The 24,341-nt window shown below is 67.0% G+C and carries 24 protein-coding genes and 1 pseudogene; 4 read left to right on the top strand and 21 right to left on the bottom strand.

The genetic code is table 11. The features are described from left to right. Positions 1 to 20 precede the first annotated feature (20 nt). On the bottom strand, positions 21 to 1,892 hold the full coding sequence (locus AC1DS3_RS17470; protein ID WP_477127605.1) for an amidohydrolase: 1,872 nt from the start codon (positions 1,890 to 1,892) through the stop codon (positions 21 to 23). Positions 1,893 to 1,970: 78 nt separating this feature from the next. Further along, a pseudogene (locus tag AC1DS3_RS17475) lies at positions 1,971 to 2,486 on the bottom strand (isochorismatase family protein); the annotation flags it as partial. 364 nt (positions 2,487 to 2,850) lie between these two features. Here AC1DS3_RS17475 and AC1DS3_RS17480 point away from each other — a divergent pair. Continuing rightward, positions 2,851 to 3,615 (top strand): SDR family oxidoreductase, encoded by a 765-nt coding sequence (locus AC1DS3_RS17480; RefSeq protein WP_441631624.1) that lies wholly within the window; start codon positions 2,851 to 2,853, stop codon positions 3,613 to 3,615. A gap of 39 nt (positions 3,616 to 3,654) precedes the next feature. Then, positions 3,655 to 4,179, top strand: a complete 525-nt coding sequence (locus AC1DS3_RS17485; protein WP_441631622.1) for a hypothetical protein — start codon at positions 3,655 to 3,657, stop codon at positions 4,177 to 4,179. 20 nt (positions 4,180 to 4,199) lie between these two features. Here AC1DS3_RS17485 and AC1DS3_RS17490 read toward each other — a convergent pair whose 3' ends face one another. From AC1DS3_RS17490 to AC1DS3_RS17515, 6 genes are all read right to left on the bottom strand, one after another. Further along, positions 4,200 to 4,388: a RidA family protein gene (locus AC1DS3_RS17490; RefSeq protein WP_477127606.1), complete on the bottom strand. Its 189-nt coding sequence runs from the start codon at positions 4,386 to 4,388 to the stop codon at positions 4,200 to 4,202. A 5-nt stretch (positions 4,389 to 4,393) separates the two neighbouring features. Then, positions 4,394 to 4,675: a hypothetical protein gene (locus tag AC1DS3_RS17495; protein ID WP_477127607.1), complete on the bottom strand. Its 282-nt coding sequence runs from the start codon at positions 4,673 to 4,675 to the stop codon at positions 4,394 to 4,396. Continuing rightward, positions 4,672 to 5,559, bottom strand: a complete 888-nt coding sequence (locus AC1DS3_RS17500) for a PhzF family phenazine biosynthesis protein (protein ID WP_441631616.1) — start codon at positions 5,557 to 5,559, stop codon at positions 4,672 to 4,674. The genes AC1DS3_RS17495 and AC1DS3_RS17500 overlap by 4 nt, the downstream gene beginning before the upstream one ends. Before the next feature lie 16 nt (positions 5,560 to 5,575). Continuing rightward, positions 5,576 to 5,998, bottom strand: coding sequence for a tripartite tricarboxylate transporter substrate-binding protein (locus AC1DS3_RS17505; protein WP_441631614.1), 423 nt, complete (start codon positions 5,996 to 5,998; stop codon positions 5,576 to 5,578). Further along, on the bottom strand, positions 5,959 to 6,264 hold the full coding sequence (locus AC1DS3_RS17510; RefSeq protein ID WP_441631612.1) for a Bug family tripartite tricarboxylate transporter substrate binding protein: 306 nt from the start codon (positions 6,262 to 6,264) through the stop codon (positions 5,959 to 5,961). The genes AC1DS3_RS17505 and AC1DS3_RS17510 overlap by 40 nt, the downstream gene beginning before the upstream one ends. 211 nt (positions 6,265 to 6,475) lie before the next feature. Further along, positions 6,476 to 7,183 carry a hypothetical protein gene (locus tag AC1DS3_RS17515; protein WP_441631610.1) on the bottom strand — a complete coding sequence of 236 codons (708 nt, stop codon included), beginning with the start codon at positions 7,181 to 7,183 and terminating at the stop codon, positions 6,476 to 6,478. 239 nt (positions 7,184 to 7,422) lie between these two features. Here AC1DS3_RS17515 and AC1DS3_RS17520 point away from each other — a divergent pair, with 239 nt between their 5' ends. Continuing rightward, positions 7,423 to 7,740 (top strand): high-potential iron-sulfur protein, encoded by a 318-nt coding sequence (locus AC1DS3_RS17520; protein WP_441631608.1) that lies wholly within the window; start codon positions 7,423 to 7,425, stop codon positions 7,738 to 7,740. An 18-nt stretch (positions 7,741 to 7,758) separates the two neighbouring features. On the opposite strand, the gene AC1DS3_RS17525 is transcribed toward AC1DS3_RS17520, so the two are convergent. The 12 genes from AC1DS3_RS17525 to gtdA form a co-directional block, all read right to left on the bottom strand. Beyond that, positions 7,759 to 8,163 carry a Na+/H+ antiporter subunit G gene (locus tag AC1DS3_RS17525; protein WP_477127614.1) on the bottom strand — a complete coding sequence of 135 codons (405 nt, stop codon included), beginning with the start codon at positions 8,161 to 8,163 and terminating at the stop codon, positions 7,759 to 7,761. A 27-nt stretch (positions 8,164 to 8,190) separates the two neighbouring features. Further along, positions 8,191 to 8,466 (bottom strand): K+/H+ antiporter subunit F, encoded by a 276-nt coding sequence (locus AC1DS3_RS17530; protein WP_441631606.1) that lies wholly within the window; start codon positions 8,464 to 8,466, stop codon positions 8,191 to 8,193. Continuing rightward, complete coding sequence (locus AC1DS3_RS17535; protein ID WP_441631604.1) at positions 8,451 to 8,954, bottom strand: Na+/H+ antiporter subunit E; 504 nt, start codon at positions 8,952 to 8,954, stop codon at positions 8,451 to 8,453. Before AC1DS3_RS17535 ends, AC1DS3_RS17530 begins: the two co-directional genes overlap by 16 nt. A 4-nt stretch (positions 8,955 to 8,958) precedes the next feature. Beyond that, a complete protein-coding gene (locus AC1DS3_RS17540; RefSeq protein ID WP_441631602.1) occupies positions 8,959 to 10,491 on the bottom strand; it encodes a monovalent cation/H+ antiporter subunit D in 1,533 nt (510 codons plus the stop codon). Continuing rightward, complete coding sequence (locus AC1DS3_RS17545; RefSeq protein WP_477127608.1) at positions 10,488 to 10,874, bottom strand: Na+/H+ antiporter subunit C; 387 nt, start codon at positions 10,872 to 10,874, stop codon at positions 10,488 to 10,490. The genes AC1DS3_RS17540 and AC1DS3_RS17545 overlap by 4 nt, the downstream gene beginning before the upstream one ends. Continuing rightward, complete coding sequence (locus AC1DS3_RS17550) at positions 10,874 to 13,699, bottom strand: monovalent cation/H+ antiporter subunit A (protein ID WP_477127609.1); 2,826 nt, start codon at positions 13,697 to 13,699, stop codon at positions 10,874 to 10,876. The genes AC1DS3_RS17545 and AC1DS3_RS17550 overlap by 1 nt, the downstream gene beginning before the upstream one ends. Before the next feature lie 334 nt (positions 13,700 to 14,033). After that, positions 14,034 to 15,884, bottom strand: coding sequence for an OPT/YSL family transporter (locus AC1DS3_RS17555; protein ID WP_441631597.1), 1,851 nt, complete (start codon positions 15,882 to 15,884; stop codon positions 14,034 to 14,036). 327 nt (positions 15,885 to 16,211) lie between these two features. Further along, complete coding sequence (locus AC1DS3_RS17560) at positions 16,212 to 17,555, bottom strand: MFS transporter (protein WP_441631595.1); 1,344 nt, start codon at positions 17,553 to 17,555, stop codon at positions 16,212 to 16,214. A 122-nt stretch (positions 17,556 to 17,677) separates the two neighbouring features. Continuing rightward, entirely contained in the window at positions 17,678 to 18,886 is a 1,209-nt protein-coding gene (locus AC1DS3_RS17565) for a 3-hydroxybenzoate 6-monooxygenase (protein WP_441631593.1), read from the bottom strand. Positions 18,887 to 18,947: 61 nt separating this feature from the next. Further along, a complete protein-coding gene (maiA, locus tag AC1DS3_RS17570; protein ID WP_477127610.1) occupies positions 18,948 to 19,592 on the bottom strand; it encodes a maleylacetoacetate isomerase in 645 nt (214 codons plus the stop codon). Positions 19,593 to 19,633: 41 nt separating this feature from the next. Then, a complete protein-coding gene (locus AC1DS3_RS17575) occupies positions 19,634 to 20,332 on the bottom strand; it encodes a fumarylacetoacetate hydrolase family protein (protein WP_441631589.1) in 699 nt (232 codons plus the stop codon). Positions 20,333 to 20,418: 86 nt separating this feature from the next. Continuing rightward, complete coding sequence (gene gtdA, locus AC1DS3_RS17580; protein ID WP_477127611.1) at positions 20,419 to 21,480, bottom strand: gentisate 1,2-dioxygenase; 1,062 nt, start codon at positions 21,478 to 21,480, stop codon at positions 20,419 to 20,421. A 158-nt stretch (positions 21,481 to 21,638) separates the two neighbouring features. Here gtdA and AC1DS3_RS17585 point away from each other — a divergent pair, with 158 nt between their 5' ends. Beyond that, positions 21,639 to 22,583, top strand: a complete 945-nt coding sequence (locus tag AC1DS3_RS17585) for a LysR substrate-binding domain-containing protein (RefSeq protein WP_477127612.1) — start codon at positions 21,639 to 21,641, stop codon at positions 22,581 to 22,583. Positions 22,584 to 22,599: 16 nt separating this feature from the next. Here AC1DS3_RS17585 and AC1DS3_RS17590 read toward each other — a convergent pair whose 3' ends face one another. Then, a complete protein-coding gene (locus AC1DS3_RS17590; protein ID WP_441631584.1) occupies positions 22,600 to 24,312 on the bottom strand; it encodes an ABC-F family ATP-binding cassette domain-containing protein in 1,713 nt (570 codons plus the stop codon). Positions 24,313 to 24,341: the final 29 nt, after the last annotated feature.

Here is a 24,341-nt window from a genome sequence, read left to right on the forward strand (position 1 = left end):
GTGTTCCCTGCTATCAGAAATCAGAATGCCCAGCAGGAGCAACCCAACGCGCCCCAGAACCCGCGGTAATCCGACACCGGCGCGCTGGACTGCCACGCACCCGCGTGTGCATGGCCGTGCACGCCGCAGGCGCTCGCGCAGCCGCAGCCAGCCGTCACGGCCAGCGTCTGCGCGCCCGGCGCTCGGCGTGGCTGGTAACCGCCAAAAGCGCGCACCGGCGCCCAGTCTGGCATGGCGGGTGGCAGCGGCGGCGCCAGCTTGCCGAAGTCGCCATCGCCATACACGACTTTGCCGCCCAGCATGGTCAGCACCGAGGTGATGTCCTGGATCTCGTCGCCCGGCACGGAGAAATAGTCGCTCGACAGCACTGCCAGGTCGGCCAGCTGCCCGGCCTGGATCTGGCCCTTCTTGCCTTGTTCGGAGGAGAACCAGGTATTGGCCTCGGTCCACAGGCGCAACGCGGCTTCGCGGTCAAGCAGGTTGGCCTGCGGATACAGCGAGAGTCCGCCCAGGGTCTTGCCGGTGACCATCCAGGACAGCGACACCCAGGGGTTGTACGACGCCACGCGCGTGGCATCGGTGCCGCCGCCCACCTTGACTCCGCGCTCCAGCATGCGCTTGATGGGCGGCGTGCTCTCAGCGGCCTTGGCGCCATAGCGCTCGACGAAGTACTCGCCCTGGTAGGCCATGCGGTGCTGCACGGCAATGCCGCCGCCCAGCGCGGCGATGCGGTCGATGTTGCGGTCCGTGATGGTCTCCGCGTGGTCGAAGAACCAGTGCAGGCCGTCGAAGGGCACGTCCCTTGCCACCTTTTCATAGACGTCCAGCGCGCGGGAGATGGTCTCGTCATAGGTGGCGTGCAGCCGCCATGGCCAGCGGTTTTCCGCCAGCAGCCGGATCACCGGCTCCAGGTCGCTCTCCATGGAGGGCGGCATCTCGGGACGCTCGACACGAAAATCCTCGAAGTCCGCGGCGCTATAGACCAGCATTTCCCCGGCGCCGTTGTGCCGGTAGACGTCGTCGCCCTGCCCCGGCCTGACCTTGCCGGCCCAGGTCTTGAAATCATTGAGCTCATCCTTGGGCTTCTGCGTGAAAAGGTTATAAGCCAGCCGGATGGTAAGCAGCCCTTCGGCATGCAGGGCCTCGATGATGCTGTAGTCCTCCGGATAATTCTGGAAGCCGCCGCCGGCATCGATCACGCCGGTGACGCCAAGCCGGTTGACCTCGCGCACGAAATGCCGCGTGGAATTCTTCTGGTACTCGGGCGGCAGCTTGGGGCCCTTGGCCAGCGTCGCATAGAGGATGGTCGCATTCGGCTTGGCCAGCAGCAGCCCGGTGGGATTGCCCTGGGCATCATKCACGATCTCGCCGCCCGGCGGATTCGGCGTGTCCTTGGTGTAGCCCACGGTACGCAGGGCGGCGCCATTGAGAATGGCGCGGTCGTAAAGGTGCAGGATGAATACCGGGGTATCCGGCGCGGCCGCGTTCAGCTCGTCGATGGTAGGCAGGCGCCTTTCCGCGAACTGCTGGTCGGTAAAGCCGCCCACCACGCGCACCCATTGCGGTGCCGGCGTGCGCGCCACTTGCTCCTTGAGCATGCGCATGGCATCGGCCAGCGAGCGCACGCCATCCCAGCGCAACTCCATGTTGTAGTTCAGCCCGCCGCGGATGATGTGCATATGGCTGTCGATCAGCCCCGGCACAACGCAGCGGCCATGCAGGTCGATCACCTGGGTGCCGCTGTGCGCCAGGGCCATCACATCCTGCCGCGTGCCCACGGCAACGAACTTGCCGTCCTGGATGGCAACGGCATCGGCCTGCGGGTTGGCGCGGTCAAGCGTGGCAAAGCGCCCGTTCATCAGGATCAGTTCGGGCTTGGCGGTGGCATCCATGGCGAGGCTCCGGTCGATGGCAACGACATGCAGCGGGGGCCGCGGCGAAGCGGCACCCGCCGGTTCGGCAAAGCGCAGTCAGCGGGCGGGCACTGCCGGCAGGGCCTCGTGCTTGTCGGTGGTCCGTTGCTCGGCCTTGTGCACCATCGTGTAGGCATAGTCCACGCCCATGCCGTAAGCGCCGGAATGCTCCTTGACCAGTTTCATCACGGCGTCATAGGTGTCGCGGTGCGCCCAGTCGCGCTGCCATTCGAGCAGCACCTGCTGCCAGGTCACGGGGACGACGCCAGCCTGGATCATGCGCTGCATGGCATAGTCGTGCGCTTCCTTGGAAGTGCCGCCCGAGGCGTCGGCCACCATGTAGATTTCGTAGTTGCCCTCGGCCATCGCGCATAGCGCAAAGCTGTTGTTGCACACCTCGGTCCACAAGCCGGAGACGACGACTTTCTTGCGCCCGTTCGCCGCGAGCGCGTCACGTACCTTCTGGTCATCCCAGGAGTTCATCGACGTGCGCTCAAGCAGCGTCTTGCCAGGAAACACATCGAGCAATTCCGGATAGGTGAAGCCCGAAAAGCTCTCGGACTCCACGGTAGTACCTCGAGCTTCGGGTTAGCCATGGTGGTTCTCCGATACGGACGTGCCGATGGATTGAGGACGCGTGGCGCCCTCGTCCTGGATTCGCCTGGTGGGCGTGGCGCCCGCGTGCGTGCACATGCGGCGGCCTGAAGCGCGCCCCATGCTTTGAGCCTTACTAATATAGGAACTCTTTTCAAACGGGCCAGGCTTTTCTTACCCGGCAGCGGGCACATTCTTCCTTGCCTTCAGCGCCGGCATGGCGTCATGCGCTTATGTGAATTTTGCGATACGGCCCTGTTGGAAATCGCATTTGGCAACCATACTCGCTTAACCAGGCGAAATCAGGCGGAGCCCTCCGCATGCGCCGAACGGGAGAAACGCCATGGAACGCTTGGCCGGAAAGGTCGCCATCGTCACCGGTGCCAGCGGCGGCATCGGATTCGCCACGGCGAAGCTGTTTGCCGCCCAGGGCGCCAAGGTCGTCATCGGGGCGCGGCGCCAGGACGAACTGGACAAACTGGCCACGCAGATCCGCGCGGCCGGCGGCGACGCCACCGCCCTGGCTGGCGATGTGCGCGCGGAGAACTATGCCGAGGCGCTGGTTGCGCTGGCGGTCGAGCGCTACGGCAGGCTGGATGTCGCGTTCAACAACGCGGGCACGCTGGGCGAATCCGGTCCCAGCACCAGTGTTTCCGAGGCGGGCTGGAATGACGCCATCGCGATCAACCTGACGGGTTCCTTCCTCGGCGCCAAGCACCAGATCGCGCAGATGCTCAAGAACGGCGGCGGCTCGGTCATCTTCACCTCGACGTTCGTCGGCTACAGCTTTGCGTTCCCCGGTGTGGCAGCTTATGCGGCGAGCAAATCGGGCCTGATCGGCCTGACCCAGGCGCTGGCCGCCGAGTTCGGACCACAAGGGGTGCGTGTCAATGCAATACTGCCGGGGGCGGTGGACACCGACATGTACCGCAGCATGAACAGCACGGCGGAGTCTCAATCCTTTATCACCAACCTCCACGCCCTCAAGCGCGTGGCCAGCGCGGACGAACTGGCCAGATCGGTGCTGTACCTGGCATCCGACGATTCAGCCTTCGTGACCGGTACCGCATCCCTGGTGGATGGTGGCGCATCGATCACCCGTACCTGAGCAAAGGCTCGAAAGCCACGACACCAGCAACGCGTTCCGATGCCCATCACTGCGCCGCTCTCCTCAAAGCTTGCCCTGATCTCGGCCCAAGGATTCGCGTTCCGCGAAAGCCGCCAGCCGGACTACCGCTTCGAATGGCATACGCACGATTGCGCCATGCTGCTGTGGCCGCGCCTGGGCAAGCTCAAGAGTGCGTGGATGGCGCTAGGCCATGATTCCGATCGCGCCCCAGGCCTCGCGGACTCCCGCGCCGCAAGGCTGGTCCGGGGTTCGGCCGTCTTGCTTCCCGTTTGTGCCCCGCACCTCACCGTCTCGGACTCGGGCCGCCAACAACACGGGGAGCTGTACCTGCCGCCCGACAGCCTGCACGCGTGCCGGCATTTCGGGGCCCTCCGCCTGGACGGCGCCAGTCCCGTCAGCATCCGGCGCAGGCTGCTGGCAGCGCATGCCAGGGCATTGCTGAGCGAGGGGCATTCACTGGCCCGGGTCAGCGAGCGGCTTGGATTCGCTACCAGCGGGCACCTCTCCAGGCTCCTGCGGACGGCCGGCGAGCAAACCCGTTAGCCAGCCGTCCGACAACGCGTTTAGCCAGCCAGCGCCCACGCATCGATCTMGATTTCGATCCAGGCATGGCTCGACAGGCTCGCCACGCCAACCGCGCTGCGGGCAGGCAGCAACTGGCCGGGAAACGCCACGCACAGCACGGCCGAGGCCGCGTCCAGCACCGCGGGATGGTGCGCGAAATCCGCCGATGCACGAATGAAGCCGCGCAAGCGCATCACTTGTGCCACCCGGTCCAGCTGGCCGCCGCAAGCATCCCGCAGCGCCTCAGCATGGCCACTTCGGCGGCAAGGCGCGCGTCGGCCACGTCGTACTCGCCGTGGCAAATGCCCGCGATGGCTATCCCATCTTGCCGGCAGKTCTGGCCGCTGATGGCAATCCATCGCCCTTCCTGCCCGGACACCATGCAGGAAGGGGCATACATGCCGCGCAGCACGGGCGCGCTCGGCAATGCAAAGCCGGCGGCTGCCAGCCGGGCCTCCGGAGATGCATGGCTCACGGCGCCTCCCATTCCACGCTGCCGCTTAACCAGCAACCATCGCTCCCCCCTTCCGGCGAATACCGAGGGCTCACCTGGATCTCGGACGGGCAGCCCATGGCTTCGCCTTGCACGACGGTGACCGCTTGCGAGCCAGCACCGTCGCTGGCAAACGCGCCCGACGCAATCAGATGCCCCCAGAGCGCGGCCGCGGCGATGCCCGTCGCCGCGTCCTCCGGGTAGCCAGAGGATTTGGGGAACTGCCGGGCATGCACAACGTGCGGCGCCGTCGCATCCATCGCAAACGGATAGAGCCCCGTGGAACCGATCGACTCGCACAGCGCTGCCATCGCGTCGAAAGCCGGCTGCAACCGGTTGAGCGCCGCCACATCCGGCAGTGCCACCAGGGTCTTGACCCGGCTGGTGGATGCGTTGGTCATGGCGTAGTGCGCGGCGCCGGCCGGCAAACGAAGCACGTCGGCCACGCGCTGGCGCTCCGGCTCCGACAGCGCGCGGCGATTGACGGGCGGCTGCGAGATCCAGGCGCGCTGGTGCGCTTCATCCCACCGGGCGACGACCGGGCCGCTCAAGGTCTCCACCCGTGCCGTGGGGCTGGTCCAGCGTTTCCATTGGCGCAGCGCCCAGAGCGTGCCGACGGTGGCGTGCCCGCACATTTCCATCTCGTGCTGCGGGACAAAGAAGCGCAGGCGCCAGTCGAATCGGCTATCGCTCGGCGGCAGGACAAAGGCGGATTCATGTCCATGGCTGAGCGCCACCTGCTGCATGGCAGCGTCGGACATGCCGCGCGCATCGGCAACAAGGGGAACCGGGTTGCCGCCACGGGCCGCGTTCGCACCGCGCACAAACACGCGCATGACCGTGACCGCGCCGGGCGTAGTGGGCATGCTGATCGAGGCGGGCTTATTCAACGGTGGCCCCCACGGATCTGGCAATAGCGCCCCAGTACGGAATGTCCTTGTTCACCGTTGCCTGCATCTCGGCCGGCGTGCCCGGATGAGCGGTAACGCCCTTGGTGGCCAGGTCGCGCGCCACATCGCGCTGCGAGAGCACCTTGTTCAGCGCCGCATTGAAGCGGCTGACGATGGCCAGCGGCGTGCCCTTGGGAAAGGCCACGCCATACCAGAGCTGCTGCTCGAAGTTGGCAATGCCCTGCCTGGCGAAGGTCGGCACGTCCGCCAGCAGCGGCGTAGGCGCGGTCGTCGCGATGGCCGTGACCTTCTGCGCTTTCACGTAAGGCGCCAGGCCGACCGGGTTATCGAACATCAACTGGACCTGCCCGCCCATCAGGTCGGTATAGGCCGGCGCCGCGCCGCGATACGGCACGTGGAGCTGGTGGTGACGACCCCGGCGGTGTAGCCATCCGGCGTGGCCCGCGCGACAAAGGTCGAGCCGATGGTGCCGCCGGCCCCGCTACGGTTGTCGATGACGACCGGCTGCCCGAGTTCCTTTTGCAGCAGCGGCTGGATCGACCGGATGACAAGGTCGGTGCCCCCGGCCGCCGGGAACGGGACGACCAGCGTGATGGGCCGGGCAGGCCAGCCCTGCGCAAAGGCCGTCCCGAAGCTCAGGGCGGCAAGGATGACGGCCAAAGCCCCGTGGGCTCCGTAAGACAGAAAAGGTCGATGGAAAGGTCGATGGAAAGATCGGTAAGGCAGTCGTGGCGCAGATGACATGGCGTTCTCCCTGGATGGAAGCAACGAGTCTATTCAGACGCCCTGGGCGGGCCAAACCCGGATGCGACAAGCGGCAGCCCAAATGCGACACGCCGCCGCGCGGCACCGCGCGTTCCCCGCCCTCGCCTCAACCCGCCGAACTGGCGGGAAGCACCGAGACACGGACGCTGGTAATGCCCAGCGCCTCGCGCCCGGCAGCATCCGCTGCGACCGTCCACGCCTTCAGCGTCTCGGCGACCGACTGCAACAGCGCCGCCCCCGTAGTGGACGTTTGGTCCAGCCCCAGCAACACCTCGAACGACGCGCTGCGCTCGCCCGCCACCTGCAGCCGCGCATCCAGCTCGCCCAGCAAGGCGTAGACGGCATTGGCCAGCAGTTGCACAAAGCCGCGCTGTAGGCCAAGCGGCTGGTACGGCGGGCGAATCCACGATTCGACCAGCGTGACGAAGATCACGCCGGTTTCGTCGGCATTGATCTCGAACGCGCAGTACCCGACCGGATCCAGGTCCCGCGCGAGGATCAGGCGGTAGAACAGGACCTGGCCGCAAACCTCATCGGTGTCCATGTCCATCTCGAATGCCTGGCCCGGCTCCCAGTCCTCGCTGTCGAGGACTTCGCCAGCGGCCGGCTCGTCGCTGGCGTGCGCATCGAGCTGGCTGCGCAGCGCAGCGAGCACCTCATCGCGCCCCGGCGCTTCCGGCGGTTCCGTATAGATGGCAAACCGCTCTGCCTCGCCCGCCTCGGCAAAGGCAGTGCCCATCAGGGGCGCGAGCTGCAAAGGCAGCGGCGCCTGCAGGGCTTGGCGGAGGGTGTCGGTATTGGTGGACGCGGTCATGGGCTTGATAGAGCTTGAGGGCTTAAGGGCTTGAGGGCCTGGGATTGAATGCGTGCCAGCGGCGCAKGCACAAAAAAGTCAGCGCCGAGTTTGCCACAGATATGGCACGGCGAAGCGCTCGGATGGGTGGGTGCCGCCTCAACCCGCAACGGGCCAGCAGCGCCTGTGCCACAATCGCCCGGCCGGATGCCGAAACACCCCGCAAAATATCCGCCGGCCCAGAGAAAAAAGGAAACCCCATGTCCTCCCGCCGTCAATTCCTGAAAACAATGCCGGTGGCCGTTGCCGCAAGCCTTGCCGCCGTCCCGGCCTGGCGTGGCGCTTACGCCGCCGCGCCCACGCTCGACGAGGCCGACCCGCAGGCGGTCAAGCTGGGCTACAAGGCGGATACCCGCAAGGTAGACCAGGCGAAATATCCCAGGCATGCCGCCAGCCAGACCTGCGCCAACTGCCAGCTGTTCCAGGAGGGCGCCAACCCGGCAACGGGCGGCTGCGTGCTGTTTGGCGACAAGCAGGTTGCTGCCGCGGGATGGTGCAGTGCGTGGGAACAGGGATAGAAGCCGAAGGTTGCACGCTCAGTTGCCCTGAGCGTCCCGGGGCGAAGCCGGCTCCACGCCCTGCGCCGGCGCTTCGCCGCGCTCCCGGTCCTGCGCATCCCACAATCGCCCGCGCGTGCGCGGGTCCACCGGCAGCCGCTGCTGCATGGCCGCCTTGGCCAGCATATGGGCGCCGATCGGCGCGGTGWGGAACAGGAAGGCGGTAACCAGCAACTCATGCAGGCTCAGGCCGTCGCCTTGGTTGCTGAAGAACACCACCGACGCCAGCACCACGCCGCCAACGCCAAGCGTGGTCGACTTGGTCGGGCCGTGCAGGCGCATGAAGAAATCCGGCAGCCGGACGAGGCCGATGGCGCCGACCAGGGTGAAGACACTGCCGATCAGCAGCAGCGCGCAGGTGGCGATTTCCGCGACGGGGCTCATCGAATCCATGGGGTCTCCCGGTGCCGGTTACTTGAGTTCGATGATGTCGCCGCGCTGCAGGTACTTGGTCAGCGCGACGGTGCCGATAAAGCCCATCACCGCGATCAGCAGCGCAATCTCGAAGAACAGCGCCGAGCGCAGCCAGATGCCGAACACCACGATCAGCGCGATGGCATTGATATTGAGCGTATCGAGCGCCACGATGCGGTCGGGCAGGCCCGGGCCGCGCACCAGGCGGATAAAGGCCAGCAGGCAGGCAACGCCAAGGATCGCCAGCGAGATCGGTATTACGACGGCAAGCATTCGAATATCTCCCTTAACGGCGTCTCGTAGCGCGTCTTGATCAGCGCGATCAGCCTGGCTTCATCATCAAGATCCAGCACATGCACCAGCAGGCGGCGGCGGTCGTCGCTGAGTTCGGCGCACAAGGTGCCAGGGCTGAGCGACACGATGCTGATCAGCGCGGCCAGCGCCAGCTCGTGCTCGACATCGATCGGCAGCTGGATAAAGGCCGGGCGCAGCCGGGATACCGGCCCCAGCACCAGGATGGCCACTTCCACATTGGCCACCACGATGTCGATGAGCACATGCACCAACAAGCGCAGCATCAGGTCGGGACGAGACAGCCGCACCGGCGGCAGCCAGAGCCGCGACCCGATCCGCAGCGAGAACGCCCAGCCGAGGAAGGCACCCAGCGCGCAGTTGCCAGGCGATGCGCTATTGGTCAGCAGCAGCCAGATCGCCAGCAGCGCCAGGCTGAGCCAAGGATGCGGGAACATGCGTTTCCACATGATGTCAGCCTCCCCCGGACGGCAGCACCGCGCGCAGGTACGCGCCACGGTCGAACAACTGGGCGGCCGTGTCGGCAAGATACTGGCTCAGCGGACGGGCACACACGACCAGCGCCAAGCTGCAGGCCAGCAGGAACGCGCAGCAGCCCAGTTTCCAGCCGTCGGGCGCAATGCGCTGGTAAGCGCCGTGGCGCTCCGGATCGTGATCCTGGGGCAGGCGCCACAACAGGCGCGTGCCCGTGCGGCTGACCGCAATCAGCAGCGCCAGGCTGGACAGCAGGATGCAAGGCCACAACACGGCCGCCGCCGGCAGCGAGGCACTGCGCATGACCATGACCTTGCCGATGAAGCCGGATAACGGCGGCAGGCCGATCGCCGCCACCGCCGCGACCAGGAACAGCAAGCCGGCCAGCCGCGAGCCACGGACCACCGCCACCGGCTCGCGCGCCGGGGCGGCAGGCGGCGCCGGCTCCAGCGCGTCCGCCAGCAGGAACAGCGCCGCCGTGCACAGCGTGGTGCTGAGCAGGTAATACAGCGCGCCCGCCCAGCTTTGCGCTGACTGCATCGACACGCTGGCCGCCAGCAGCCCTACCGATGCCAGCACAAGGTAGCAGGTCAGCGATTTGAGGTTCGGGGCGGCCAGCGCGCCGAGGGCGCCGAACGCCATGGTGGCAAGCGCCAGCCACCACACCCAGTCATGCAGGAACACGCCCAGCATGCCATCCGGCGCATCGAAAACCAGCGCGGCGCAGCGCAGGATGGCGTAGATGCCCACCTTGGTCATGATGGCGAACAGCGCCGCAGCCGAGCCCGTGGCGCTGGCGTAGGCCTTGGGCAGCCAGAAAACCATGGGAAACAGCGCGGCCTTGAGCGCGAAGACCAGCATCAGCATGACGCCCGCCGCCGTGGCCAGCGGTACATCGGCCGGCGCCAGGCCGGCCAGCCGCACGCCCATATGCGCCATGTTGAGCGTGCCGCTCAGCCCATACAGCACGCCGATCGCGATCAGGAAAAAAGCCGATCCCGCCAGGTTCAGCACGACATAGTGCAGCCCGGCGCCGGTGCGTGCCCGCCCACCGCCATGCAGCAGCAAGGCATAGGAGGCGATCAGCAGGATCTCGAAGAAGACGAAGAGATTGAACAGGTCGCCGGCCAGGAAGGCGCCGTTCAGCCCCATCAGCTGGAACTGGAACAGCGCATGGAAGTGCCGCCCGAGGCGCGCATCGCCCCGGCCCGCCGCCACCACGGCGGCCGCGCCCAGCACCGCGGTCAGCAACAGCATCAGGGCGCCCAGCCGGTCGAGCTGGAGGACGATGCCAAACGGCGCTGGCCAGTTCCCGATGTGATCGACCATGATGGCGCCCGTGGCCGCCACGCTGACCATGCAGGCCGCGACCGGCAGCAACAGCAGCGTGACCGCGGTGCTCAGCGCGCGCTGGGCCCGGGCCCAGCGCGCCGGCGTGGCCACCAGCAGGCCGCCGGCAAACATCGGCAGCAGGATGGGCAGGAGAATCGACAGTTGGAGGCTGTGGGTCATTGGCTGCTCGCCCTGTCGGCGCGGGGAGTGCCGGCCGCCGGCGGCTCGCCCTGCGCCGGGCCCGCTTCCCTGCCGTCCACATGATCGCTGCCCGTGATGCCGAGCGAGCGCAAGGCCAGCACCACCGCGAATGCCGTCATGGCAAAGCCGATGACGATGGMTGTCAGCACCAGGCCCTGCGGCAGGGGATCGGCATATTGCGCGCCCGTGGCGATGATCGGCGGGCGGCCGGTGGAGAGCCGCCCCATCCCCAGCAGGAACAGGCTCACGGCGTACGAGATCAGCGCCAGCCCCACCACCACGGAAAACGTGCGCGCACGCAGCAGCAGGTAGATGCCGCAGGCCATCAGGATGCCGACCGTGCCGGCGTAGACGGCTTCCATCAGTCCCCCTCCTTCGCATTGACACTGCCGTTGACACTGCCGTTGACATTGATGCGCTTGTCGCGCACGCCGAGGTGCGACACGATCAGCAAGGTCGTGCCGACCACCGTGAAATAAACGCCAAGGTCAAACAACATGGCGGTCGCCAGTTCGATGTCTCCCAGCAACGGTAAGTGGAAATGGCCGAAGGCCGTGGTCAGGAACGGGAAGCCAAATGCCCAGCTGCCCAGGCCGGTCAGCCCCGCTACCAGGATGCCGCTACCGGCCAGCGCGCGATAGTTCAGCGTGATACGCGCCTCGGTCCACAGCACGCCGCTGGCCACGTACTGCAGCAGCAAGGCCACCGCCGTGATCAGCGCGGCGATAAAGCCGCCGCCCGGCAGATTGTGCCCGCGCAGCAGCACGAAGACCGCGACCAGCATGGTCAGCGGCAACATCAGCCGGGCCAGGATGGCGAGCAGCAAGGGATGGCTCTGGCTCGACCACGGCAGCCCGTTGGGCCCCGCTGGCGGCGCCGTCAGGCGCATGCCCTTGAGCAGCGCCTGCACCGCCAGGCCGGCGATCAGCAGCACGCAGATCTCGCCCATCGTATCGAAGCCGCGGAAGTCCACCAGGATCACGTTGACCACATTGTGGCCACCGCCGCCTTCCACGCTGTTGGCCAGGAAGAACGTGGAGATCGCGTCGTAAGGGCGGGTCATCACGGCGTAGGCCAGGATGGCCAGCAACGTGCCGCCGCCCAGCGCCAGGCAGCCGTCGCGCACATGCCGGCCCACCGAGGACGAATCGGGCCGGCCGGCGGGCAGGAAGTACAAGGCCAGCACCAGCAGCAGGATCGTGACGATCTCGACCGAGACCTGCGTCAGCGCCAGGTCCGGCGCCGAGAAGCGCGTGAACAGCAACGTCACCAGCAAGCCGCACGCGCTCAGCAGCACAAGCGCGGTCAGCCGTTGCCTGTGGGCAATCACCACGCCGATCGCCGCCAGCCCCAGCAAACCCATCCCCGCCACGGTCAGGAGGTCGAGCGGGATCGCTGGCACCGGGCCAGCCAGCGTGTCCAGGTCGGACAGGAAGATGGCGGGAATCAGCAGCATGGCGGCCAGCATCCACGCCAGGTAGCCTTGCAGCGAGCCGGTCTCGAATGCGCCGGTGACGCGGCCGGCCATCCGCGCCAGGCTGTCGATGCCGGCCTCGAATGCATCGCGCGCGTTCAGGTGGGCAAAACGCGCGTGCGTTCGATGAAAAGCGTTGCGCCGCAAGAAGAACAGCACGCCGCCGCAGCCCATTGAGACCAGGCTCATCAACAGGGGCAGATTGACGCCATGCCACAGGCTGAGGCTGTATTCCGGCAGCGGCCCGCCCAGCGTGGCCAGGGCGGCAGTCGCCAGCAAGGACCCCACCGTATACGCCGGGAACAGCCCGACCACAAGGCAGATGGCAACCAGCACTTCCACCGGGATCTTCATGGAGCGTGGCGGCTCATGCGGCGGATAGTTCGGCAGGTCGTCCGGCTCGCCGCCAAAGAACACGCCGTAGATAAAGCGCAGCGAGTACGCGACCGTCAGCGCCCCCGCAAAGGTCGCCGCCGCCGGGATGATCCAATTGAAATCGCCCAGCAAGCCCTGTGCGAGCGTCTCTCCGAAGAACATCTCCTTGCTCAGGAAGCCGTTGAACAGTGGCACGCCCGCCATCGAAAGCGACGCCACGATGGCCAGCAACGCCGTGTGCGGCATATAGGGGCGCAGGCCCCGCAGCCGTTGCAGGTCGCGCGTGCCGGTTTCATGGTCGATGATGCCCGCCGCCATGAACAGTGACGCCTTGAACACCGCATGGTTGATGATGTGGAACAGCGCGGCCACCGTGCTCAGCTGCGTGTCCAGGCCGAACAGCAGCGTGATCAGGCCAAGATGGCTGATGGTGGAATACGCCAGCAGGCCTTTGAGGTCCCGCTGCAGCAAGGCCATGCCCGCGCCAAGCACCAGCGTGGCAAGGCCGGTGAGGCTGACCATGTAGAACCACCAGTTGGTGCCGTCCAGCACCGGATACAGCCGCGCCAGCAGGAAGACACCAGCCTTGACCATCGTGGCGGAATGCAGGTAGGCGGACACCGGCGTGGGCGCCGCCATCGCGTGCGGCAGCCAGAAACTGAAGGGAAACTGCGCGGACTTGGTAAACGCCGCCAGCAGGATCAAGCTCAGCATCGCCGGATACAGCGGGTGGCGCTGCACGGTGCCGGCCTGGGCCAGCACCACGGAGAGCTCCATGCTGCCGCAGATATGCCCGAGCAACAGCACGCCGGCCAGCAACGCCAGCCCACCCCCGCCGGTCACCGTCAGCGCCATGCGCGCGCCCTTGCGCGCATCGGAGCGATAGGACCAGAAGCCGATCAGCAGGAACGACACAATGCTGGTCATCTCCCAGAACACCGCCAGCAGCAGCAGGTTGCCAGACAGCACCACGCCCAGCATCGCCGCCATGAACAGCAGCAGCAGGGAGAAGAAACGTACGGTGGATTCGCTGCGCGGCAGGTAATAGCGCGCATAGAGGATGACCAGCAACCCGATGCCCAGCACCAGCAACGCAAACACGTAGGCCAGGCCGTCCAGCCGCAGGCTGAGGCTTAGCCCGATGTCCTCGAGCCAGGGCTGGMGCCAGGCAATGGCGCGGCCCTCGAACACCGCGCTGCGCACGCTGAGCAGCAAGCCAAGGCCAATCAGCGGCGTGCCCACCACGATGGGCGCGGCCAGGAAGCGCGCGTGACGCCGCACCGGCAACAACAGCAACGCTGCCAGCAAGGGAAGCGCGATCAACCAGGCCATCACCATCGGCGGGCTCCGCAGGCGCGCCGCGTGCTGCCGGCGACGGGGGCGTCAATGAGGTTCAAGGGGTTTTCGAGGGCGTTCAATGTGTCGGCGTCCTGGGAAGCTCCGTGGCGTTCATGGGCATGCCAGCGCATGATCTCACGCGCGGGGTCGCCGGTGAACCAATGGCGATGGATTTCATGGGCGACCGGCGCAAACACCAAAAACCGTCATCTCACGACCCCATCTTATGAGAATTGAACACGGGGCGCGGCAGCGCAAGCATGCCATCGGCGACCGCCCGCCCGGGCAGCGCTTCGAGCCGGATGGCAGGCTGGCCATCGATTTCTCGCACGCGCTAGCGCGAAGCCATAAATAGCAGCCCTGCAACGCCAAGCCCGACCGCTGCCAGCGCATCCCCTGCGATCAGCCCGCCACCCACCAGTGATGTCGTGCTCATGTCCTCGGGCAAGGCATCCGGCGCGTCCTCGGGCTTGCGCAAGCTGTTAAGCGCGCTGGCCACGACGCCGCCCAGCGCAAACCACGCCGAGGTGGGCAAGTTGACAAATCCGCCAAAGGACGAGGCATAGGGCGACGGCAGCACCACCGTATCCAGCAGGAAATCGGCAACGCCGCCACCCCTTCCCGCCTGGGCAAAGCGCTGGTAGCGCGGCCACGACTTGACCAGCAGGCGCAGCGCCGCGATGGCCAGCCCAAGGACGATGCCCAGCACAACCGCCGTGCGCTGGTGCGGCAAGTCGTTGGTCAGGCCGCGCAACGCGCCGACGATCTTGTAAGTCATGGCCGAAGCCCAGTGCTGGGGCTGCGCGCCAGCCGAGAGCACAGTCTGGTCGAGCGCCAGCGCCGGATACGCCCGCATGAACAGCCTGGCGAACAACACCGCCAGCACCGCGCCGGCAACGATGCCCGCCACCTGGAAGCGAAACTGCACGGTGCGGTTGGTGCCGAGCCGCCAGCCGGTGGAGCGGTCTTGCTGCATGTCGCACGCCTCGCTGGTCGACACCAGCAGCACCGCCGCCGCGATCAGCCCCACATTCGGGTCGCGCAAACCCAGCGCGGCCATCAGGATGACGGACAGCACGAAGGCKGAAGAAATCGGGTTCTGGTCGACCATGCCCACCGAGATGCCGTTGACCATGGCGAACACGAACACCAGCAGCACCGCCAGCACCATGTAGCCCGCGGGCTGATGCAGCAGGCCCACGCCCACCGCCACCACCGCGAGCCCCCAGAACAGCACCCACGCCACCATCCGCCACAGGCTGGCGCCACCTGCCGCCGCGGAAGGCCCGCGCCGTATCCCGCCTGACAGCTGCCGGCCATGCCGGTACACCTTGAGCAGGATCAGCGAGATATCGAGCAGCGCGGCGCCCATGATCATGCCGAGCGCAATCAGGAACGTGATCTTGCGAAAGGGGTCGCCCGGCGCCAGCCAGCCGATGGAGACAAAGAAGGGGATCAGCGCCTGGCCCGCCAGCCCGGCAACAAGCGCCGCCACGCCGATGCGGGCCCCGACGATCATGCCCGCGCCAAAGGTGGAGGCGGACAAATCGATCGCGGCAAGCCGCTCCACGCGGGCCGCACCGATGCCGCTGACGATGCCCAGCGCCGTGCCCCCGGCCAGCCGCGACACCGACTGCCGGAGCAGCACCGGGTCCGTCAGGGCGCGCAGGATGTTGGCCACCGCCAGCCCGGAGGGAAACGTGAGTTGCAGCCGATCAACCAGGATCGGCGTGTACAACATGCCCACGCCCACGCCGAACATGCCCACGCAAAGCATGTACAGCATCAACTGCCAGATCGGCGGCTCGGGCAAGCCCATCCAGGTCATCGCCTGGACCACCACGGCCATGCCGCTCATGCCGGCGACCGATGCGGCAATGGTCTGGATATAGTTCGCGCCATGGCGGCCGTCCGCGCCATAGCCGTAGGTCACCGTGGAGCCGAGAATGCCCGCCAGCACCTGCCCGCCGACAAAGAAGCCGAGCGAGAAGTTCATGTACGCCGCGGCGATCCCGCCCAGCGGGCCGAGGACAAGGACCCCGATGGCGCCGAGCAACGCATAGTATTTCCAGCCGCCCTGCTCTGGCAGCCATGCCCAACGCCGGCCGCTGGCGGCAGCGGCACCGAGCCTCTCGGCGTGTGCCGGCGAGGTAGCGTCTTGCGGTGGCCTGCCGACTGCCGTCATTGGCTTCCCCATGCGCGCTAGCCGCATCGGTGGCTGCTGGATCGAAGGAAAACGAAAAAAGGCCCGCGCGGCGACGACAATGCTGCCGGCGCTGGCCAGATGCTACCGCAAGCGGCGCAGCGCGGGCACGGCGTGCGTGCGCAAGGGCACGCTAAGACGCAGGAACGGTAAGGCACGGCAAGGCGGAGGCGCAAAAAAACCGGACACGAGGCGTGTCCGGCAACCCATTTGCTGACTCAGATCGTGTCACTAACCCGAGATCTCAAATGATAACGATTATCATTTGAATACTCAAGGATGAAACGCATACGTAGCCGCTGGAAGCCCTCAGGCCGCCACCGCCATGCGCCGTGCCTGGCCCGCGCGATGGCGTCCGAGCCGGAGCATGGTGGCGCCAGCCATCACCGCCGGTATTCCCACCATCAGGAACAACGCCGGCATGGTCAGGCCCATGGACAACATGGTGCCGCCCCCAACCGAGCCAACCACCGAGCCCATCCGCCCGACGCCATTGGCCCAGCTCACGCCGGTGGCGCGGCAATCGGTGGGATAGTAGGCCGCCGACAAGGCATTGGCGCCCACTTGCGAGCCGGAGATGCAGAAGCCAGCGGCGAATACCGCCACCCCGGCCAGCCATGGCGCCGTGGTCAGGCTGCCGATGGCGGTGATGAACACACCTGCCAGCGCGTAGCTTGCGGCCAGCACATAGTGCGGGTTGGCCCGGTCCATCAGCCAGCCCAGCACGATGGCCCCGAGGGTGCCGCCCACCTGGAACATCATGGTGACCAGGGCCGCCGTCTTGAGCGAGATCCCAGTCGCCCGCAGCAAGGTGGGCAGCCAGCTGGACAGCAGGTAGATCACCAGCAAGCTCATGAAGAAGGTCAGCCACAGCAGCAAGGTCCCGCGCATCAGTTCGGGCTTGAACAAGTGCGCAACCGGCGAGCCGGGCGCGCGCTTGTCCGCCACCACGATGCTGCCAGGTGCGACACGCTCGCGCGGMGCGATCCGCTCCAGGATGGCCGCCACCTTTTCCGGGTGCCTGCCGCTCAGCACCAGGTAGCGGACCGACTCAGGCAGCTTCCAGACCAAGAGCGGCAGCAGCAGCAACGGCAGCACGCCACCCAGCAGCAGCACGGCGCGCCAGCCGTGCTCTTCGATCAGGTTCGCCGAGGCCAGCCCGCCGAGGGCCGAGCCAATCGTGAAGCCGCAGAACATGGTCGTGACCAGGAAGGAGCGGCGCTTGGCGGGGCAATACTCAGAAGTCAGCGTGATGGTATTGGGCATGGCGCCGCCCAGCCCCAGACCGGTCAGGAAACGCAGCGCCACCAGCCCCCACAGCGAGCCGGAGAACGCGGAGGCCAGGCTCGCGATGCCAAAGAACAGCACGCAGAAAAGCAGCACGCTCTTGCGGCCGAAGCGGTCGGCCAGCGGGCCGAACAGGAACGCGCCGGCCATCAGGCCGGTGAGCCCGGCGCCAAACAACGGCGCCAGGTGCGCCGGCGTGAGCTCCCATTCGGCGCGGATCGCGGGTGCGATAAAGCCAATCGCGGCGGTATCAAATCCGTCGATGGCGACGATCAAAAAACAAAGCGCGACAATCGTGACCTGGAAGGCCGATAGCGGCTGGCGATCGATGAATTCGGTGATGCCGATAGATGGTTGCGTGGGCACAGCGGTCTCCTGCGTTGTGTTTCGAAGCGGCCGATTTGCGATCGGCTCGCCGTTTTTTGGCGGCTCTTTGGCCGCTCTTTGCTTGTTTTGGCCACTTTGGGTTACTTCGGGCCGGCGCCCCCCTATCGCGCCCCGCCCAGGCAGTCTTGCGCGCGCCAGCCGTGCAGCCATTGCAGCGCGTCGTAGAACTGGTCCTGCGTGCGTCCGACCCACAGCGAATTGCGCACCAGCCGCTCCACGCCCTTGGCGTGATACAGCCTGCCCATCTCGCGGGCGGAGTACAGCACGCGCGCGGTGCGCGGGATGCGCGCCTTCTCGTATAGGGCAAAGGCCGCCACGAAATCGCCGTCGGTCTCGGCCACGGCCGCGCCCAGTGTCACGGCATCTTCCAGCGCCTGGCAGGCGCCCTGCGCGAGGTACTGCGTCATGGGGTGGGCGGCATCGCCCAGGATGGTGGCGCGACCAAAGCTCCATTGCTCCACCGGGTCGCGGTCCGCGGTGGCCCAGCGCCGCCAGGAGGTGGGCCGGTCCAGCATCTGGTGCGGGCGGGCGTGGATGCCCTCGAAGTACGACAGCACTTCTTCCTTGCTGCCATCGCGCACGCCCCAGACTTCTTTCTCGCGGCTATGGAAGGTCACCACCAGGTTGTACTGCTCGCCGCCGCGCAGCGGGTAGTGCACCAGATGGCAGTTGGGGCCGGCCCACACCACCGGCGCATTGATCTGCAGGTCGGCCGGCATGTCGGCCACATCCACCACGGCGCGGTACACGACGTGGCCGGTCACGCGTGGTTCGTCACCGAGCAAGGCCTGGCGCACGGCGGATTTCACGCCGTCGCAGCCGATCACGGCATCGCCCTGGTGGCGTTCGCCGTGTTGGTCGATCACCGTCACGCCGCGCTCGTCCTGCTCCAGCGCGCACACCGTGGTGGCGGTGCGGAACTGAATCAGCGGGTGATCCCGCACGGCTTCCAGGATGGACAGGTGGATATCGGCGCGATGGATCACCGCGTAGGGGTTGCCAAAGCGCTGGCGATAGCGCTCGCCGACATCCACCTTGGCGACTTCGGTGGCGTCGATCGCGTCCATCATCACCAGGTAGTCGGTGAAAACGGAGCGCTTGCGCGCGGCTTCGCCCACGCCCAACGCATCCAGCGCGGCAAAGGCGTTGGCACCAAGCTGGATGCCGGCGCCGATTTCACCGATCTGGGCCGCCTGTTCCAGCAATTCAACGCGGATGCCCTGCCGGGCGAGCGCCAGTGCGGCGGCCAGGCCGCCGATGCCGCCGCCGACCACGATCACCTTGCGGTCCGTGCTGCGCGTGTTGTTCATGTTCGTCTCCTTGGGTGCGCACCCGGTGGCCATCCGGCCCCGGGGTGCCCTGTAGCGTTGGTTAGCGCGCCGTGTAGTCCGGCTGCCGCTGAGGTTCTGCCTGCTGGAAGGCTGGGTGCTCGCAGGCATGGCGGTAGACCGCCATGGCGCGCTCGAAGCGTTCGGTACGGCAGCCCATGCGCTGCGCATTGGCGATCTGCGGCACCAGGCAGCAGTCGGCCAGCGTGGGCTGGTCGCCGAAACACCACGGGCCGCGCCCGTGCTGCGCCAGCAGCCGCTCCACCGCGCCCAGCCCTTCGTCCACCCAATGCTGGTACCAGGCGTCCTTTTGCTCCGGCGTCACGCCCAGCGTGTCCTGCAGGTAGCGCAGGATGCGCAGGTTGTTGACCGGATGGATATCGCAGGCAATCACATTGGCCAGCTCCAGCACCCGCGCGCGCAGCTCCGCCGCTTGCGGGATCAGCCGTGGCTCGGGATGGCGGGCGTCGAGGTAGTCGATGATCGCCATCGACTGGCMCAGGTGGAAGTCACCATCCACCAGCGCCGGCACCACCGCCGAGGGGTTGATGGCCGCCACATAGTCCGGGACGCGATGCTCGCCCACGCGGATATTGACCGGCTGGTAGTCGTACGGCAGGCCCTTGAGCGCCAGCGCGATGCGCACGCGGTACGACGTGGAGCTGTTGAAGAAACTATAGATCTGCACGGTGAAGCCCTCTTTCTCKAAATCCCGGAATCTCGACGCCGTCAGGCCACGCGTACCGACAGCTCGCCGAGGCGCTCCACGCCGGCGACCATCAGGTCACCCGGCTTGACGGCCCCGACGCCTTCCGGCGTACCGGTGTAGATCAGGTCGCCCGGTTCCAGGCGGAAGTACCTGGACAGGTCCGCCACGGTCTCGGCCACCGACCAGATCAGGTGCGTGACGTCGCTACGCTGCTTGTCGGCGCCGTTGACGGTCAACCAGATCGCGGCCTGCTCGAAATGCCCCACATCGCTAGCCGGATGGATCGGGCCGATCGGCGCCGAGGCGTCGAAGGCCTTGCCGATTTCCCACGGGCGGCCCATCTCGCGCATCTTCATCTGCAGGTCGCGGCGGGTCATGTCCAGGCCCACGGCATAGCCCCAGACGTGCTCCAGCGCCTGTTCCAGCGGAATATCCGAGCCGCCCTTGCCGATGGCGGCAACCAGCTCGGATTCATAGTGGTAGTTGCTGGTCTGGGCCGGGTACGGCAGCGTCAGGGTCTCGCCGTAGGCGACCGGGATCACGGCATCGGCCGGCTTGCAGAAGAAGAACGGCGGCTCGCGGTCCGGATCGAAGCCCATCTCGCGGGCATGCGCGGCGTAGTTGCGGCCCACGCAGTAGACGCGGCGCACGGGAAACTGGTCGCTGGTGCCAACGACCGGCAGGGCCACGGCGGCGGGAGGGGTAATGACGAAAGACATGGAAGACCTCAGGCAAGAAGCAAGGAAATGGGAAAAGGCAGCAAAAGCGGCAAGGGCAGCAAAAGCAGCCRAGGAACCGGGCCGGATCAGGTGCGCTCTTCGCGCAACAGGTTGAGCGCGGACAGCACCGGGCGGTCGGAATAGCTGAACAGCACCGTGTCCTCGACCGAAGCCAGTTGCACCGGCTGCCAGGACGGCGCCACGAAGGTGTCGCGCGGCTCGAACTGGAACTGCGCCTCGCCGATGCGCACGGTGCCGCGCCCTTCCACCACGGAGTAGACGGTGGCGTCGGTGCTGCGATACGTTTTGCCCTGGAAACCGGCGGGGAGGTATTGCATGAAGGTAGCCATGGTCGGCATCGGCCAGCCGCCGGTGGCCGGGTTCACATAGCGCAGCTTCACGCCATCCCAGGCATCGAGCTCGCCGTTGCGGTAGAGCTGGTCCAGCGCCTCGCGGCTGCGGGCATAGGGGTAGCTGAAGATTGGCGAGGTGGGATCGGTGACGCGGTGGCGCACCGGCAGCATGTTGTGGCCGAAGCGGGCAAAGCTGTCACCTTCGGGACGCAGCACCGGCTGCGAGGCTTCGGGGTAGTTCTCCGCAAAGCCGGCATCCAGGTGCTGCAGCAGCGGGATATCCAGCCCGTCGAGCCAAACCACCGGCTCGCCGCCCTGCGCCACGGACGGGTTGCCGTGGTCATGCCAGGTCCACGACGGCGTGATGATGAAATCGCCCGGATGCRTGGTGGTGCGCTCGCCGTTGACGGCGGTCCAGGCACCACGGCCTTCCACGATAAAGCGCAGCGCGGACTGGGTATGGCGATGGCTGGGGGCAATCTCGCCGGGCAGGATCAGCTGCAAGCCGGCGTACAGCGTGGAGGTGATGCTGGACTTGCCGGGCAGGCCGGGATTTTCCAGCACCAGCACGCGGCGCACGGCTTCTTCCGCGCTGATGACCTCGCCCGCCTGCATCACCAGCGGGCGGATCTCGGCGTATTTCCAGATCGCCGGCTGCGCTTGCGGGCGCGGCTCGCGCGGGACCAGCGCGTGCAGCGATTCCCACAGGGGCGCCATCTGGTTGCGGCCGATGCGGCTGTAATAGGCTGAACGGTCTGAAGCAGAACGGTCGGTGCTCTTCTTTGCATCTGGCATGGCCTTGTCTCCGATTTCATCGCCCGGTCGGGGCGCTGAGCAGCCGCTGTGGGCTGCGGGGTGCGATGGAAGATTTATACGCCCGGAGATATACCTTGTAAAATGACAAATTCCTCTTATCCATATGGATATGGATATACCTCAAAGGGAATACCCTGATGGATTGGACCCAGCGGCTCCGGCTGCGCAACCTGCAGATGCTGCTTAGCCTGGCGCAGACCGGAAACATGAGCCAGACGGCCGCGGCGCTCAGCACCACGCAGCCCGCCTTATCGAAATGGCTCAAGGAACTCGAAGACGACATCGGCCTGCCGCTGTTCGAGCGCCATGCGCGCGGCCTGCGTCCCACGCCCTATGGCGAATCGATGATTGCCCATGCCAGGCGCATCGAGGCGCACCTGGATACCGCCCGCGACGACATGCAGGCGATGCGCGCAGGCGGCAGCGGCCTGGTGGTGATCGGCACCTCCGGCGCGTCGGCTGCCGATACCGTGCCGCTAGCCGTCACCTCGCTCTTGCAGCGCTTGCCGAAAGCCCATGTCCGGCTGGTGGAAAGCACCATGAACCTGCTGATGGCGCAGCTGGCCCGGGGCGAGGTCGATATCGTGGTGGGCCGCTCCGCGCCGGAACTGCAGGACGGGCAGATGCGCGCCGAGGCGCTCTACATGGAGCCGATCCACTTCGTCACGCGCCCGCGGCATCCGCTGTTTGAGCTGGCCGAACCGGGCTGGGCCGACCTGCAGGCGTACCGGTGGATCGTGTGGCCACGCGGCACGCCCATCCGCAACACGCTGGAGTCGGCGCTGAACGCGGCTGGCCAGGGCATGCCGGCCGATTGCGTGGAGTCGAACTCGGTCATCCTCAACCTGACCTTGCTCAACCACAGCAATATGATTKGCGTGGCCTCGCACCGGACCGCGCGGCGCCTGGAGCACCTTGGCGCCCTGCGCATCCTGCCGCTGCGGCTGGCGGGCTTTGGCTCGGTGTCCATGTACTGGCGCGACGACGGCTTTGGCCGTATCGCGGTCAGCGCCGCGCTGGACGCCCTGCGGCGCGCGGCGGTGCGCTCGGTCGATGAAACGCCCGACGACACGCAAGGGTGACGCCAGCCAGCGCGGCTTACCGGCAAGCCGCCAGCTGCCAGTCCCCGCCTTGCCACGCCAGCATGTGAGTCAACCCCAGCGCATCGAGGAAACGCCGGTCGTGCGACGCCACCAGGATGGCGCCGGGATAGGCGCTCAAGGCCTGCTCCAGCGCGCGCACCGAATCCAGGTCGAGGTGATTGGTGGGCTCGTCGAGCAAGAGCATTTGGGCGGGCTGCGCGGCCCATAAGGCGCAGGCAAGGGCTGCCTTCAGGCGCTCGCCCCCGCTCAATACGCCGGAAGGCTGCCGCACCAGCGCCGCGCCCAGCCCGAGCAACGACAAATGGCTGCGCAGCACGCCCTCCGGCAAGGGGCTGTCCAGTTCGCGCAGCCGCTCCAGCACGGACATCGCCGGCGGCAGCAGGGTCGCCGCCTGCTGATCGAGCCAGGCTTTGGGAATGCCTGCCGCACAGGTGCCGGAAACCGGGTTCTCGACGCTGGCCAGCAATTTGAGCAACGTCGTTTTGCCGCAGCCGTTGGGACCGGTCACGGCAACGCGCACCGGGCCCGAGAGCGTCAGGTTGAGCGGCTTTGAGCCGGCCGGAAACGGCAGGATCGCGTCTTGCACGTGCACCACGCGCTTGCCCGCGGCGACCACCGCGCCGGGCAGCATCAGCGCCACCGGCGGGCCAGGCTCGATGCGCTGCGCGGCTTGCTGCACGGCATCGTCCAGCGTCGCCCGGGTTTCCTGCTGGCGCCGCTGCTCGCGGCCGGAATGCGCCTGCGCACCGTCCTTCAGCCGGCCGAGGTAGATGCCGGGCAGGTTGGCCATCTTGCCCGCGCGGTCGTTGCGCGCGGCACGGCGCTGATGGGCATCATGCTGGCGCCGCAAGTCGCGCAAGGCCGAGTTGCGGCTGGTACGCGCGTGCTCCAGCTCGGCTTGCGCGGCAGTGGCTTCGGCGTCGCGCTGCGCCGCATACAGCGTGTAGCTGCCGCCGTAGTGGCGCAAGCCATCCGGCTTCAGCGCGGCAATGTGGTCCATGTCTTCCAGCAATTCGCGGTCGTGGCTGACCACCACGAGGCCACCGCGCCATCGCCGCAACTGAGCGCGCAGCCATTGCCGGGCGGCGAGGTCGAGGTGATTGCTGGGCTCATCGAGYACCAGTCCATCTGCCCTGGAAAGAAAGGCCCCCACCAGCGCCACGCGCGTGAGTTCGCCGCCGCTGAGGCTGCGGGCGAGCCGCTCCGGTTCCAGATGCCCCAGGCCAGCCGCCTCGCAGGCCAGCCGCAGCTGGTCGCGCAGGTCCCACCGCCCTTCCAGCAGGTCGAAATCCGTGCCCTCCGGCTCGCCCCGCTCCACCCGGGCGAGCGCATCGAAAGCTGGCGTCAGGCCCGCGACGTCCGCCAGCGTCGCGTCTGGTGCCAAGCTGCCGTCTTGCGGCACATAGGCAACGGTGGCATGCCTGACGATGCGCCCGGCATCCGGTGTGACCAGGCCCGCCAGCACCTTGGCCAGCACGCTCTTGCCGGTGCCGTTGCGGCCAACCAGGCCGATGCGCTGGGGCTGGAGGGTGTCGCTCAGGTCGTCCAGCAGCACCCGCCCGTCGGGCAGCGCCACGGTGACGTGGCGCAGGGAAATCCAGAACGCCGGCGGCGAACCTGAGTGGGAATCTATGGAGGTGGGACCAGAATTGCCGCCGGACGGCGGCGCGGAGAAAACCGCGAACGGAATCGATAGGAAGTCAGCCATGCAAGCTCCAGACAAAACAGGTAGCGCGC

The organism is Cupriavidus sp. 01L46 (genome assembly GCF_056399905.1).

Excerpts from the sequence above, each read along its gene's own strand:
- AC1DS3_RS17530 (WP_441631606.1), bottom strand. The coding sequence starts at position 8,466 with ATGCTTGCCGTCGTAATACCGATCTCGCTGGCGATCCTTGGCGTTGCC.
- AC1DS3_RS17485 (WP_441631622.1), top strand. The coding sequence starts at position 3,655 with ATGCCCATCACTGCGCCGCTCTCCTCAAAGCTTGCCCTGATCTCGGCC.
- AC1DS3_RS17535 (WP_441631604.1), bottom strand. The coding sequence starts at position 8,954 with ATGTGGAAACGCATGTTCCCGCATCCTTGGCTCAGCCTGGCGCTGCTG.
- AC1DS3_RS17515 (WP_441631610.1), bottom strand. The coding sequence starts at position 7,183 with ATGACCGCGTCCACCAATACCGACACCCTCCGCCAAGCCCTGCAGGCG.
- AC1DS3_RS17480 (WP_441631624.1), top strand. The coding sequence starts at position 2,851 with ATGGAACGCTTGGCCGGAAAGGTCGCCATCGTCACCGGTGCCAGCGGC.
- AC1DS3_RS17540 (WP_441631602.1), bottom strand. The coding sequence starts at position 10,491 with ATGACCCACAGCCTCCAACTGTCGATTCTCCTGCCCATCCTGCTGCCG.
- AC1DS3_RS17500 (WP_441631616.1), bottom strand. The coding sequence starts at position 5,559 with ATGCCCACTACGCCCGGCGCGGTCACGGTCATGCGCGTGTTTGTGCGC.
- AC1DS3_RS17575 (WP_441631589.1), bottom strand. The coding sequence starts at position 20,332 with ATGTCTTTCGTCATTACCCCTCCCGCCGCCGTGGCCCTGCCGGTCGTT.
- AC1DS3_RS17565 (WP_441631593.1), bottom strand. The coding sequence starts at position 18,886 with ATGAACAACACGCGCAGCACGGACCGCAAGGTGATCGTGGTCGGCGGC.
- AC1DS3_RS17520 (WP_441631608.1), top strand. The coding sequence starts at position 7,423 with ATGTCCTCCCGCCGTCAATTCCTGAAAACAATGCCGGTGGCCGTTGCC.